The following is a 13,049-nucleotide window of genomic DNA, read 5'->3' as shown; positions in this document are numbered from 1 at the left end:
GGGCCGGGCGGGCTCAGCCCACGAACCGGCCGTACGCCCTCAGGGTGCGCAGCGCCTCGATGGTCACGATGGGGCGGGCCTCCAGGGCCGGGCCCGGCGCCCACCTGCGCCACCGGATCGGCCAGCCGCCGTCCGCCTGCTGCTCGTCGGCGAGAAAGTCCAGGGAGCGCTCCATCTCGGCGTCGGTGAACCACGCGCGCGCGAGGGATCGCGGAGTCCGAGCGAAGTCGTGCGGGAAGTGGTGCTCGCCCGGGACGTACCCGGGCGCGACGGGGTGATCCTCCAGGTTCTCCGGGTCCAGCGCCGCGAGCCGCTGCTCGCGCACCAGGCGGCCCAGCCGGTCGGCGGCCGCCTCCGCACGAGGGCGGTCGGGCACCGAGTCCAGGAAGGCCACGGCGGCCTCGACCTCGTACGGCCGGGACTTCTCCAGGGACTCCACGGTCTGCCAGCAGAAGTCGGTGGCCCGGAACAGCCAGGCGTGCCACACCTCGTTGCCGTGCAGCACCCCCACCACCGGTCCGGTTGCGAGCAGATCGCTGGGCGGGTCGTCGACGATCGGGATGAACGGCGCGGCCGGATAGCCGTGCTGGCCGGGGTGGACCGCGGGAAGGGCGCCGTCCGCGGTGGACACCGACGTCAGATAGCGGCACACGCGCTCCACCAGCTGCCCGGCGCACCGCCCGATGGCGTCCAGGACGCGCAGTGCGTGACAGGTGTGCAGCGGCTGGCTGACCGGGCCGCGCAGATCGGGCTCCAGGGCGTGGCCGTACCCGCCGTCCTCGTTGCGGTACGCGTCCAGTGCCGTCTCCACCGCATCGGCGCCGCCGTTCAGGAAGTGGTGGGCGAAGAGGCGCTGCTCCAGCACGCGCGCGGTGAGCCAGACGAACTGCTCGGCGCGGAAGAGCGGGGAGCGCGCCGGGGGCGCGGCGGGGAGAGGGGAAGCTCCTGATTCGGCCATGGGTCAGACCGTAGGGCGGAAAACGGTCCCGGCAAGCCGTCCCGGGCAGGGCCCACTCTCAGGGGCGGGATACTGGAGTCATGCGGTTGACGGTCTTCTGGCAGCGGATGGCGGAACATTTCGGCCCCGGGTACGCCGACACCTTCGCGCGCGATCACGTGATGTCGGAGCTCGGCGGACGCACGGTGCACGAGGCGCTGGAGGCCGGCTGGGACGCCAAGGACGTGTGGCGTGTGGTCTGCACCGTCATGGACGTGCCGGGGGAGAGGCACTGACCGGTAACGAAGATCGCAGGGCGGCGGCGGGCTGTCGGTGGCGTGGGCGAGACTTGCACCGTGGCACCCACTGACGAGACCGGGCGGACCGCCCAGGACGCACCCCTGTCCGATACGACGCCGCCCGCCCGGCCCCCGGCCGAGGGCACCGCCGTGCCGGGCGCCCGCATGCCCCGCTGGCTGCCGCGCGCCATGGTGCTCGCCCTCGCCCTGATCGCCGTGTTCCAGCTCGGCAGTTGGGCCTTTCACCAGCTCATCGGCCTGTTGATCAACGTACTCATCGCGTTCTTCCTGGCGCTCGCCATAGAACCCGCGGTGAGCTGGATGGCCGGTCGCGGCATGCGCAGGGGGCTCGCGACCTTCCTGGTCTTCCTCGGACTGGCGATCGTCACCGCCGGGTTCATCACCCTGCTCGGCTCGATGCTCGCGGGACAGATCATCAAGATGATCGAGGGGTTCCCGGACTACCTCGACTCGGTCATCAACTGGGTCAACGAGACGTTCCGCACAGAACTCAGACGGGTCGACGTCCAGGAGGGTCTGCTGCACTCCGACTGGCTGCGCAAGTACGCGCAGACCAGCGCCGCCGGTGTGCTGGACGTGTCCACCCAGGTGCTCGGCGGTCTGTTCCAGCTGCTGACGATCGGGCTGTTCTCGTTCTACTTCGCCGCCGACGGACCCCGGCTGCGCCGCGCCATATGCTCCGTCCTGCCGCCCGCCCGCCAGGCAGAGGTGCTGCGCGCATGGGAGATCGCCGTGGACAAGACCGGCGGCTATCTCTACTCGCGCGGCCTGATGGCGCTCATCTCCGGCGTCGCGCACTACATCCTGCTGCAGGCCCTGGGTGTGCCCTACGCCCCCGTGCTCGGTGTCTGGGTGGGCCTGGTCTCGCAGTTCATCCCCACCATCGGCACGTACCTCGCGGGCGCGCTGCCCATGCTGATCGCGTTCACCGTCGACCCCTGGTACGCGCTGTGGGTGCTGATCTTCGTCGTGATCTACCAGCAGTTCGAGAACTACGTACTGCAGCCCAAGCTGACCTCCAAGACCGTCGACATCCACCCCGCGGTCGCCTTCGGATCGGTCATCGCGGGCACCGCGCTGCTCGGCGCGGTCGGCGCGCTGATCGCCATCCCCGCGGTCGCCACGCTGCAGGCCTTCCTGGGCGCGTATGTGAAGCGGTACGACGTCACGGACGACCCCCGCGTCCAGGGCCGGCGCAGCCGCGGTACGAGAGAACCCGGACTGCTCACCCGCGCGCGGGCACTGTGGGCAGCTCGACCGGGGGCGCGGGTGCCCGAGGACGGCGTCTTGGAGGACGGCTCGTCCTGAGGGCGTGCCCGGTGCGTTCGGTTCGATACGTTGCGTCCGGTTCAGTATGTGAGGACCGCCCACACCCCGGCGATCAGCACCGCTGCCGCGTAGCAGCCGGTCGCCGCGGCCACGACGCGCCACCGCAGCTGCTCGCTCCACGTGGTGCGGGACAGGAGCCACGCGAGAGCAGGCAGGACCAGGACGGCGTGCAGGCTCACCCCGTGCAGCGGCTTGAGCGGAGCCGTCGAGTGGTAGGCCGCCTCCTGGTGGCCGGTCCGGGTGAGTACCACCCCGCGCGCGATCATCGCGGCGCCCGAGGCCAGTGCCACCAGCAGGACCGCGAACCCGGAGCGCACCGCGAGCGGCATGCCCACGGGACCCGTCGGCCGGTGCCGGAAGGACGCGACCGCGAAGACGGTGAGCAGCACCACGAGCACACCGCCGCCCACGGCGAGCGTCATGGACACGGCCGTGTCGAAGGGCGTCTCCATGTTGAGGTGCGAGGGCACCCGGCGCCACGCCTGGAGGGTGATGCCGCCGACCTCCACGACGCAGTCGGCGGCGAAGACCAGGAGCAGGACCGTACGCACGCGTGGCGCAACGCTCAGATACGACGTGACCCAGGTGACCGCGATCAGCGTCACGCCGAAGGAGAGCCCGAACGTGACGGGCTTGCGCCAGGACACGGGACCGTCCCAGGGGCCGCCGTCGACCGCGAACACCACGAGGTGCGCGAGACCGGAGAGGACGAGAAGCAGGCCGGTCGCATGACAGAGGCGCTCGGCGGGACGTGGACGAGGCATGCGCCCAGACTTCCGGGAGCGCCCGGCGGGGTCGTCGTCCGGCCGAAGACACTCGTCGTACGCCGGGGGAAGTACGGGCGGGGAGAGTACGCGGGTGGGGCGGTCGTCAGTCCCGCGAGTCGAAGAGCGCGAACCGTCGTCGGCGCAGGCACGGGACACCGAGCCGTTCCGTGCCTGCGCCGACAAGCACCCCGCGTTATGCGAACTGGCCGGGCCGGTAGTCGCCTGCGGGCTGCTGGACGATGACGTTTCCGCGGTTGAAGGCGTTGATGAGGGCGATGGCGCACACCAGGGCGGCGAGCTGCTCCACGTCGTAGTGCTTGGCGGCGTTCGCCCAGGCCTCGTCCGTGACGCCGCCGGCGGCGTCGGCGATGCGGGTGCCCTGTTCGGCCAGTTCCAGGGCGGCGCGCTCGGCGTCGGTGAACACCGTCGCCTCCCGCCAGGCCGCGACCAGGTTGAGGCGGACCGAGGTCTCCCCGGCGTGGGCGGCGTCCTTGGTGTGCATGTCGGTGCAGAAGCCGCAGCCGTTGATCTGGCTGGCGCGGAGCTTCACCAGTTCCTGCGTCGCGGCCGGCAGCGTCGACTCCTCGAGCACCTTGTTCGCGGCGACGATGTGCTTCGCGAACTTGGTCGCGACCGGGCTGGTGAAGAGGTTCAACCGAGGTCCCATGGCGGACTTCTGTGTCGTTGTGGGCGGCTACACCGTCTTGGACGGAACGACTCCCACGAGATGTGACACGGGCGAATGTGACCTGCCTCTCCTCGAGACCGGGTGGGTGAGCCCCGGAAGAAGCTTGGTGCGCAGCCCCGGGAGTGCCGCGTGATGCGCTTGACACGAAAATCGAACATCCATTCTTATGGAGGCTCGGGCGAGGCTCTCGACGGGTATTTCGACACGGTTTGAGTGGAGAAGGACCCGAGTTGTCCACAGGCCGGGCCGGCGTCGAGGCGCATTGTCAGTGGCAGGCGTTAGCGTTTTTGACGTGAAGCGATCGACTCAAGCAAACCGGGTGGAACCCATGGCAGGAACCGACCGCGAGAAGGCGCTCGACGCCGCGCTCGCACAGATTGAACGGCAATTCGGCAAGGGCGCGGTGATGCGCCTGGGTGAGCGGCCGAACGAGCCCATCGAGGTCATCCCCACCGGGTCGACCGCGCTCGACGTCGCCCTCGGCGTCGGCGGCCTGCCGCGCGGCCGAGTGGTGGAGGTGTACGGCCCGGAGTCCTCCGGCAAGACGACCCTGACCCTGCACGCGGTGGCCAACGCGCAGAAGGCCGGCGGCCAGGTCGCCTTCGTGGACGCGGAGCACGCCCTCGACCCCGAGTACGCGAAGAAGCTCGGCGTCGACATCGACAACCTGATCCTCTCCCAGCCGGACAACGGCGAGCAGGCGCTGGAGATCGTGGACATGCTCGTCCGCTCCGGCGCGCTCGACCTCATCGTCATCGACTCCGTCGCAGCACTCGTCCCGCGCGCGGAGATCGAGGGCGAGATGGGTGACAGTCACGTGGGTCTGCAGGCCCGTCTGATGAGCCAGGCGCTGCGGAAGATCACCAGCGCGCTCAACCAGTCCAAGACCACCGCGATCTTCATCAACCAGCTCCGCGAGAAGATCGGCGTGATGTTCGGCTCCCCGGAGACCACGACCGGTGGCCGGGCGCTGAAGTTCTACGCCTCGGTGCGCATCGACATCCGCCGCATCGAGACCCTGAAGGACGGCACCGAGGCGGTCGGCAACCGCACCCGCTGCAAGGTCGTCAAGAACAAGGTCGCGCCGCCCTTCAAGCAGGCCGAGTTCGACATCCTGTACGGCCAGGGCATCAGCCGTGAGGGCGGCCTGATCGACATGGGCGTGGAGCACGGCTTCGTCCGCAAGGCCGGCGCCTGGTACACGTACGAGGGCGACCAGCTCGGCCAGGGCAAGGAGAACGCGCGCAACTTCCTCAAGGACAACCCCGACCTGGCCAACGAGATCGAGAAGAAGATCAAGGAGAAGCTGGGCGTCGGCGTGCGGCCGGAGGAGCCCGCGGCCGAGCCGGGCGCGGACGCGGCGGTCGCCGCCACGGGCGATGCCGCGAAGGCGGTGCCCGCACCGGCAGCCGCCAAGGCCACCAAGCCCAAGGCCGCCGCAGCCAAGAGCTGACCCGTGACACGACGAACCGACTGGGCCGAGTACGCACACCTCGACGTTCCGCGGGAGCGGCGCGGCCGAGGGGGCGTCGGCCCTGCCCGGACGGGTTACGGCACGGATGGCGACGGCGCGTTCGGTGACGGTGCGCCGGGCGACGCCGACTTCGGCGACGGGCCGGGGTGGTACGGGGGTGGGTCCCGCGGCGGGACGGACGCCTCCGCGGCCGAGGGTCCTGACGCCTTCGGCGGCAACGGTCAGGCCGACGAGTACGGCAACGGCTCGTACGGCGATGACCGGCATGGCGATGACCGATACGGCAACGTCCGGTACGGCGACGAGTCGCACGGCGGTTCGCGTCGGGCCGGTCGGGGGACCCGCGGCCAGGACGGTGGCACGCGTGGGCGGCGTGGCTTCGGCGAGCCGTCCGGTGAGGACGGAGGTTCCTTCTCCTCGTCGAGGGCCGAGCGGGAGGAGCCCCCGGGGGACCCGGCTGAGCGGGCGCGGGCGATCTGTCTGCGCCTGCTCACCGGGACCCCGCGCACGCGAAAGCAGCTCGCGGACGCGCTGCGCAAGCGGGAGATCCCGGACGACGTGGCGGAGGCGGTGCTGTCGCGGTTCGAGGAGGTCGGCCTGATCGACGACAGCGCGTTCGCCGGTGCCTGGGTGGAGTCCCGGCACCACGGCCGGGGACTGGCCCGGCGCGCGCTCGCCCAGGAGCTGCGGACCAAGGGTGTCGACAAGTCGCTGATCGACGAGGCCGTCGGCCGGCTCGATTCCGAGCAGGAGGAGGAGACGGCCCGCGAACTCGTGGAGCGCAAGCTGCGCTCCACCCGGGGCCTCGACCGCGACAAGCGGATACGGCGCCTCGCGGGCATGCTCGCCCGCAAGGGTTACTCCGAGGGCATGGCCCTGCGCGTCGTCCGCCAGGCGTTGGAGGCGGAGGGCGAGGACACGGAGTTCCTCGACGGCGAGGCCCACTGAACGCACCGCCTGCGCCGCCACCCCCTCAACAGCCCGCCCACCGGGCACCGCCGCCGGGCCAACCGCAGCCGGTCACACCGTCACCGGCAACCCCGCCGCCTTCCATGCCTGGAAGCCTCCGACCAGGTCCGTGGCGCGGTGCAGGCCGAGTTGGTGGAGGGACGCCGTTGCCAGGCTGGAGGCGTAGCCCTCGTTGCAGATGACGACGATGCGCAGGTCGTGGCTGGTGGCTTCCGGGGTGCGGTGGCTGCCGCGGGGATCCAGGCGCCACTCCAGTTCGTTGCGCTCTATGACGAGCGCGCCGGGGATCAGCCCGTCGCGAGTGCGCAGGGCCGCGTACCGGATGTCGACCAGCAGGGCGTTTCCGGCGCGGGCCGCGTCGTGGGCCTCCTGCGGCTCGATCCGCCGGTAGCCCGCACGCACCCGCTCCAGCAACTCGTCGATGCCGACGGGAACTTCGCCCTCGCCCGCCGCGCTCACTGCCAGTCCTCCGGGCGCTCGACCTGCTCGAGCCGCAGCACTTGGCCGGTGCGGCTGTAGCGGCGGATCCGGGGGAGGGGCGGGTAGTAGGCGTGCACGGAGATCGCGTGCACGGCGGGGGACTCGTTGAGGACCTCGTGGACGTGCTGCTGCCCGAAGGAGCGGCCCTTCCCGGCCGGGAGCCGCCGCTCGCGGTCCACACCGTCGGTGAGTTCCAGGGTCTTCCAGCCGTCGGTGGGCAGCCGGGCGGCCAGCGAGTTCTCCTTCAGCTCGCCGGACGCGGTGAGGAAGGCGCCGACCGATTCGGCGTGGTCGTGCCAGCCGGTGCCGGTCCCGGGCGGCCAGCCGATCAGCCAGGCCTCGCTGCCGCCGGGGCCCTCGAGCCGTACCCAGGTGCGTCCCTGGGGGTCGAGCGGGAGCGAGGCGATCAACTCGGCGTCGGCGGCCGTACGCCGTACGAAGTCGAGGAGGTCTGCCTGCGTCGGAGCGGAGCCGGCGGATACGGCAGCGGAGCCGGCGGCCGGAGCGGACCCGGTGCGAGAGGGCACCGAGGAAGAGGGGGCCGGGGGAGAGACAGACACGTACACCGTCCTGATGAGCGTTCGCGGAAGGCGCGCGTCGTAACGTCGGCGGCGCGCGCGGGTGAAGAGGGGAGCGAATTCAGCAGGTACGGCGACACACGCAGCCCGCATAGCGGACGAGGTCCATATGGACCCTCCGCCACAGGCGTACACAGGTGTCGGTCACGATCCGGAGTACACCATGCCGGTGCACCTCGGTCAACCGACAGTCACTATGTGAGGCCGGAGCGGGCTCCGGCGTGCGCTCAACGTGTGCCGGAGCCCGCTCCGGCCTCGGCCTCCGTCTTCGCGGGCCCGCCCCAGGCGGCCTCCGCCGCCGCGTACAGGTCGGCCGGGCGGACCCCGCCCAGCGCGGTGACGAGGTGACCGTCGGGCCGTACGAGCAGGACGGTGTGTGCGGGCGCACCCGGGTAGCTCTCGGCGACCAGCAGCTCGGCCGGACCCGGCAGCGCTGTCACCGCGGCCGCGAGCCGGGGCATGACGCCGGCGGTCACCCAGTGCTTGCGGTCCCACACCCCCGTACCCGGCGCGATCAGGACGACCAGCAGCGCGTCCCGGCCGAGCCGGTCCCGCAGCCGTACGAACGAGCCGTCCTCCGCCGTGACCTGTACGTCCGTCACCTGAGCGCCGGGCGTGGTGCCGACCGGGACCTCCGCATCGAGGTGCCGGGGCGCGAGCGGCGAATCGGTGTATGCCCCCGGCGCGCCGAGCGCCCCCTGCCCCAAATGGCCGTCGCCGAGCAGCGCGTCGTGGCCCCGGGCCGTGCCGGGGACGTACACGCGCAGCCCGCCACCGCCGCGCAGTATGGGCAGCGCCTGGTCGGCGGCGCGCAGCCGGGCGGCGACGACCGCGCGCCGCTCGGTCTGGTAGCTGTCGAGCAGCGCCTCGTACGGGCCGTGGTGCCAGGCCGAGGCCAGCTTCCAGGCCAGGTTGTCCGCGTCCCTGAGCCCCTCGTCGAGGCCCTGTGTGCCGAGTGTGCCCAGCAGGTGCGCCGCGTCCCCGGCGAGGAAGACGCGGCCGACGCGCCAGCGGCGGGCCAGCCGGTGGTGCACCGTGTGAACTCCGGTGTCGAGGAGTTCGTACGGCGGTGTGGGGCCGCCCGTCCAGCCCGCGAGGGTCTCCCGGACGCGGGCCACCAGAAGCTCGGGCGTGACCAGATCCTTGCCCGGCGGCAGCAGCCAGTCCAGGCGCCACACGCCGTCCGGCAGGGGGCGGGCGGTGACCTCCCCGGCCGAGGGCCCGGACATCCGCCACGGCGGCATCCGATGGAGCAACGCCCGGTCGGGCCACGGAAGTTCCGCGCGCAGCGCGGCGACGGCGTGTCGCTCCACCGCCGTGCGGCCGGGGAAGCGGATGTCCAGGAGCTTGCGCACGGTCGACCGGGGGCCGTCGCAGCCGACCAGGTAACTTCCGCGCCACCAGGTGCCGTTGGGGCCGCGAGTGTGGGCCGTGACACCGGAACGCTCCTGCTCGACCGAGTCCAGCCGGCTGTCCACGGCGACCTTGGCCAGCGGCTCGCGGGCCAGCGCGGCGCGCAGGGCGCCGGTCAGCACGTGCTGGGCGATGTGCAGCGGGCCGGGCTCGCCCTCGTCGAAGCTGACCTCGCGCAGCACCTGCCTGCGCCGCACGGACCGCCAGCCCGCCCAGCGCAGCCCCTCCTCGCCTAGTGGGACACCACTCAGCCGCTCGGCGAGCGCGGCGGTGTCCTCGCGCAGCACGACGGTGCGCGCGGCGCGGGATTCGTCCTTGCCGGGGCTCTCGTCGAGGACGACGGACGGCACCTCCTGACGGGCCAGCGCCAGGGCGAGCGTGAGCCCGACGGGCCCCGCACCGACGATGATCACCGGGTCCACGGCGCGGCGCCCCCTGCCCGCGGCGATGTCCTTGCGGACGTATGTGAACACGAAGTCGGAGCAGGGTGCACGATCACAGAACGTATGCAACCCATTGCCGGTGTTTGCGTCAAGTGACGGAGGCAGTGGCGATCACGCCACTGCCTCCGTACGGGTCACACCAGTTGAATGAACGTCAGATACCGCCGCCGGTTCCGGTGCTGAGCGTGCCTCCGACCTCGGCCGCGTTGAGCTCCTCGACGTCCTCGCCGGTCAGCACCGTACCCGTGCCGCGCTTGCTGCGCCGCAGCCGGCCCTCCAGCCAGCTCGCGAAGCTGGTCAGCGTGAAGTTGACCACGATGAAGATGATCGCCACCACGATGAAGCTCGGGATGACGTTGGCGTAGTTGGCCGCGAGCGTGCTGCGCGCGCTCAGCAGTTCGGAGTACTGGAGCAGGACGCCGCCGAGCGCGGTGTCCTTCACGATGACGACGAGCTGGCTGACGATGGCCGGCAGCATCACCGTCACGGCCTGCGGCAGCAGGATGCTGGTCATCGTCTGGCCCTTGCGCAGGCCGATCGCGTACGCGGCCTCCGTCTGTCCCTTGGGCAGGGCCAGGATGCCGGCGCGGACGACCTCGGCGAGGACCGAGGCGTTGTAGAGCACCAGACCGGTCACGACCGCGTAGAGCGGGCGCTCGTCGCTGCCGATGTCCGTGGAGCGGACGTAGAACTCGTTGGCGAACAGCATCAGCAGCAGCACCGGGATGGCCCGGAAGAACTCGACCACCGCGCCCGCGGGGACGCGTATCCAGCGGTGGTCGGACAGCCGTGCGATGCCGAAGAGCGCGCCCAGCGGGAGGGCGATGACCATCGCGAGCGCGGCGGCCTTGAGGGTGTTGCCGAGTCCTGGCAGAAGATATGTCGTCCAGGCCTGGCCCGTGGTGAACGGCTCCCAGAGGTCCCACTTGAGCTGGCCCTTGTCGTCCATCTTCTGCCACAGCCACCATATGAGCAGGGCGAGCAGCGCGATGAAGACGAGGGAGAGGACCACGTTGCGCCGCCGGGCGCGGGGGCCGGGGGTGTCGTAGAGAACGGAGCTCATCGCTTCACCGCCAGTCGCTTGCCGAGCCAGCCGAGGATGAGGCCGGTGGGCAGGGTCAGTACCACGAAGCCGAAGGCGAACACCGCGCCGATGGCCAGCGTCTGGGCCTCGTTCTCGATCATCGACTTCATCAGGGTGGCGGCCTCGGCCACGCCGATGGCGGCCGCCACAGTGGTGTTCTTGGTGAGGGCGATCAGGACGTTGGCCAGGGGGCCGATGACCGCGCGGAACGCCTGCGGGAGCACGATCAGCCGCAGGGTCTGGGTGAAGCCCAGCCCGATCGCCCGCGCCGCCTCGGCCTGGCCGAGCGGCACGGTGTTGATGCCGGAGCGGATCGCCTCGCACACGAAGGCGGCGGTGTACGCCACGAGACCGAGCACCGCGAGGCGGAAGCCCTGGAGCTTGAAGTCGTCGGAGGCACCCATCGTCACGCCGAAGATGTCGGCGAGGCCGAGCGAGGTGAAGATGATGATGACCGTCAGCGGGATGTTCCGGACGATATTGACGTACACCGTGCCGAACCCGCGCATGAGCGGAACCGGGCTGACCCGCATCGCGGCCAGCAGGGTGCCCCAGACCAGGGAGCCGACGGCGGAGAGTGCGGTGAGTTTCACCGTCATCCAGAACGCCCCGAGGACGTCGTAGCCTTCTAGAAAGTCGAACACGATCTCCCGCACTTCCGGGTGTGTGGCGTAGGTGGAGGACCGGATGCGCCGCCGCCCGGGAAGCGGTGGGCGGCGGCGGGCCCGTGGAACCGTGCGTTACCTGCCGGATTCCTGCGTCGGCGCGGCTGCGCTACTGGACGATCTGCCCGATCTTCGGGGCGGGCTCGTTCTTGTAGTTCGCCGGGCCGAAGTTGGCGTCGACGGCCTTCTGCCACGAGCCGTCGCTGACCATCTTCTCCAGCGCCTTGTTGATCTTGTCCTCGGTCGCGGTGTCGCCCTTCTTGACACCGATGCCGTAGTTCTCGTTGCTCAGCTTGAGGCCGGCGAGCTTGAACTGGCCCTTGTACTTGTCCTGCGCGGCGAAGCCCGCGAGGATCGAGTCGTCGGTGGTCACCGCATCCACGGCACCGCTCTGCAGACCCGCGATGCACTCCGAGTACCCGCTGTACTCACGCAGGTTGGCCTTCGGGGCGATCGTCTTCTGGACGTTCTGCGCCGAGGTCGAGCCGGTCACGGAACACAGCTTCTTGCCGTTGAGGTCCGTGCCCTGGGAGATGTCCGAGCCCGTCTTGACGAGCAGGTCCTGGTGGGCCAGCAGGTACGGGCCGGCGAAGTCGACCTTCTGCTTGCGCTCGTCGGTGATCGAGTAGGTGGCCGTGATGAACTTGACGTCGCCGCGCGCGAGGGCGTTCTCACGGTCGGCGCTCTTCGTCTCGACCCACTCGATCTGGTCGGGCTGGTAGCCGAGTTCCTTGGCGACGTAGGTGGCGACGTCCACGTCGAAGCCGGAGAACGAGCCGTCGGGCTGCTTGAGACCGAGACCGGGCTGGTCGTACTTGATGCCGATCTTGATCTTGCTGCCGCCGCCCGAGCCGCTGTCCGAGTCCTTGTCGCCGCCGCACGCGGTGACGGCGAGGGCCAGGGCGAGGGCGGTTGCCGAGGCGGCAGTGACCTTGCGGAGCTTCATGGTGAACATCCTTTGCTGGTGAGAAGAAGCGGGCCGTCGGGCGGGTGACGCGGACCGTGAGGACAGGTCAGTGATGCAGGATCTTCGACAGGAAGTCCTTGGCCCGGTCGCTGCGCGGGTTGCTGAAGAACTGGTCCGGCGCAGCTTGTTCGACGATGCGGCCGTCCGCCATGAAAACCACTCGGTTGGCAGCCGATCGTGCGAAGCCCATCTCGTGGGTGACGACGATCATCGTCATGCCGTCGCGGGCGAGTTGCTGCATGACCTCGAGAACCTCATTGATCATCTCGGGGTCGAGGGCCGAGGTCGGCTCGTCGAAGAGCATGACCTTCGGGCCCATCGCAAGGGCCCGCGCGATGGCGACGCGCTGCTGCTGGCCGCCGGAGAGCTGTGCGGGGTACTTGTCGGCCTGGGTACCCACGCCGACCCGGTCGAGCAGGGCGCGGGCCTTCTCCTCGGCCTGCTTCTTGTCCGCCTTGCGGACCTTGATCTGGCCGAGCATCACGTTCTCGAGCACGTTCTTGTGCGCGAACAGGTTGAAGGACTGGAAGACCATCCCGACGTCCGCCCGCAGCCGCGCCAGGTCCTTGCCCTCCTGGGGCAGCGGCTTGCCGTCGATCGTAATGGTGCCCGAATCGACGGTCTCCAGGCGGTTGATGGTGCGGCACAGCGTGGACTTCCCGGACCCGGAGGGCCCGATGACCACCACGACCTCACCGCGGGTGATCGTCAGATCGATGTCCTGGAGTACGTGCAACGCGCCGAAGTGCTTGTTGACGCTTTTCAGGACGACCAGATCGCCGGTCGCGGCCACGTCTTCCTTGGCCACCGATACTTCGGTCATCGCTCTCAGGCTCCGTCCTCCTCGGTTTCGGAGGACAGTAGTAACCCTATGCGACCAGCGTCATTACATCTGAGGGGAATCTGAGCATCACGATCCGATTGCAATCGGACAC

15 protein-coding genes are annotated in these 13,049 nt (G+C 70.3%); 4 read left to right on the top strand and 11 right to left on the bottom strand.

The features are described 5' to 3' along the window. Window positions 1–13 precede the first annotated feature (13 nt). Entirely contained in the window at window positions 14–958 is a 945-nt protein-coding gene (locus IEZ19_RS07595; RefSeq protein WP_189310292.1) for a hypothetical protein, read from the bottom strand. Window positions 959–1,038: 80 nt separating this feature from the next. Here IEZ19_RS07595 and IEZ19_RS07590 point away from each other — a divergent pair, with 80 nt between their 5' ends. Together IEZ19_RS07590 and IEZ19_RS07585 are read left to right on the top strand one after the other, a co-directional pair. Continuing rightward, window positions 1,039–1,233 carry a DUF3046 domain-containing protein gene (locus tag IEZ19_RS07590; RefSeq protein ID WP_189310291.1) on the top strand — a complete coding sequence of 65 codons (195 nt, stop codon included), beginning with the start codon at window positions 1,039–1,041 and terminating at the stop codon, window positions 1,231–1,233. 60 nt (window positions 1,234–1,293) lie between these two features. Beyond that, window positions 1,294–2,565: an AI-2E family transporter gene (locus tag IEZ19_RS07585; RefSeq protein WP_189310290.1), complete on the top strand. Its 1,272-nt coding sequence runs from the start codon at window positions 1,294–1,296 to the stop codon at window positions 2,563–2,565. Window positions 2,566–2,606: 41 nt separating this feature from the next. On the opposite strand, the gene IEZ19_RS07580 is transcribed toward IEZ19_RS07585, so the two are convergent. Both IEZ19_RS07580 and IEZ19_RS07575 read right to left on the bottom strand, forming a co-directional pair. Continuing rightward, a complete protein-coding gene (locus IEZ19_RS07580; RefSeq protein WP_189310289.1) occupies window positions 2,607–3,350 on the bottom strand; it encodes a hypothetical protein in 744 nt (247 codons plus the stop codon). A gap of 196 nt (window positions 3,351–3,546) precedes the next feature. After that, window positions 3,547–4,020 (bottom strand): carboxymuconolactone decarboxylase family protein, encoded by a 474-nt coding sequence (locus IEZ19_RS07575; RefSeq protein ID WP_189310288.1) that lies wholly within the window; start codon window positions 4,018–4,020, stop codon window positions 3,547–3,549. Between the two features lie 349 nt (window positions 4,021–4,369). Between IEZ19_RS07575 and recA the strand changes: the two genes are divergently transcribed. Together recA and recX are read left to right on the top strand one after the other, a co-directional pair. Continuing rightward, window positions 4,370–5,494, top strand: coding sequence for a recombinase RecA (gene recA / locus IEZ19_RS07570; protein ID WP_189310287.1), 1,125 nt, complete (start codon window positions 4,370–4,372; stop codon window positions 5,492–5,494). A 3-nt stretch (window positions 5,495–5,497) separates the two neighbouring features. Beyond that, complete coding sequence (gene recX, locus IEZ19_RS07565) at window positions 5,498–6,463, top strand: recombination regulator RecX (protein WP_189310286.1); 966 nt, start codon at window positions 5,498–5,500, stop codon at window positions 6,461–6,463. A 72-nt stretch (window positions 6,464–6,535) separates the two neighbouring features. Here recX and IEZ19_RS07560 read toward each other — a convergent pair whose 3' ends face one another. From IEZ19_RS07560 to IEZ19_RS07530, 8 genes are all read right to left on the bottom strand, one after another. Continuing rightward, the gene (locus IEZ19_RS07560; protein ID WP_373296928.1) at window positions 6,536–6,943 is read right to left on the bottom strand and encodes a rhodanese-like domain-containing protein; all 408 of its coding nucleotides are present in this window, start codon (window positions 6,941–6,943) and stop codon (window positions 6,536–6,538) included. Next, window positions 6,940–7,491, bottom strand: a complete 552-nt coding sequence (locus IEZ19_RS07555) for a cupin domain-containing protein (RefSeq protein ID WP_229840023.1) — start codon at window positions 7,489–7,491, stop codon at window positions 6,940–6,942. The genes IEZ19_RS07560 and IEZ19_RS07555 overlap by 4 nt, the downstream gene beginning before the upstream one ends. Before the next feature lie 112 nt (window positions 7,492–7,603). After that, entirely contained in the window at window positions 7,604–7,690 is an 87-nt protein-coding gene (locus IEZ19_RS53400) for a putative leader peptide (protein WP_373296930.1), read from the bottom strand. Between the two features lie 79 nt (window positions 7,691–7,769). Continuing rightward, on the bottom strand, window positions 7,770–9,377 hold the full coding sequence (locus IEZ19_RS07550) for an FAD-dependent monooxygenase (RefSeq protein WP_189310331.1): 1,608 nt from the start codon (window positions 9,375–9,377) through the stop codon (window positions 7,770–7,772). Between the two features lie 175 nt (window positions 9,378–9,552). After that, the gene (locus IEZ19_RS07545) at window positions 9,553–10,461 is read right to left on the bottom strand and encodes an amino acid ABC transporter permease (RefSeq protein ID WP_189310284.1); all 909 of its coding nucleotides are present in this window, start codon (window positions 10,459–10,461) and stop codon (window positions 9,553–9,555) included. Beyond that, complete coding sequence (locus IEZ19_RS07540; RefSeq protein ID WP_189310330.1) at window positions 10,458–11,126, bottom strand: amino acid ABC transporter permease; 669 nt, start codon at window positions 11,124–11,126, stop codon at window positions 10,458–10,460. The genes IEZ19_RS07545 and IEZ19_RS07540 overlap by 4 nt, the downstream gene beginning before the upstream one ends. Before the next feature lie 130 nt (window positions 11,127–11,256). Then, entirely contained in the window at window positions 11,257–12,093 is an 837-nt protein-coding gene (locus tag IEZ19_RS07535) for a glutamate ABC transporter substrate-binding protein (protein WP_189310283.1), read from the bottom strand. Window positions 12,094–12,160: 67 nt separating this feature from the next. After that, window positions 12,161–12,937 (bottom strand): amino acid ABC transporter ATP-binding protein, encoded by a 777-nt coding sequence (locus IEZ19_RS07530; RefSeq protein ID WP_189310282.1) that lies wholly within the window; start codon window positions 12,935–12,937, stop codon window positions 12,161–12,163. Window positions 12,938–13,049 lie beyond the last annotated feature (112 nt).

The organism is Streptomyces brasiliensis (assembly GCF_014647875.1).
GTDB lineage: Bacteria > Actinomycetota > Actinomycetes > Streptomycetales > Streptomycetaceae > Streptomyces > Streptomyces brasiliensis.
This window is presented reverse-complemented; position numbering and strand designations above follow the sequence as displayed.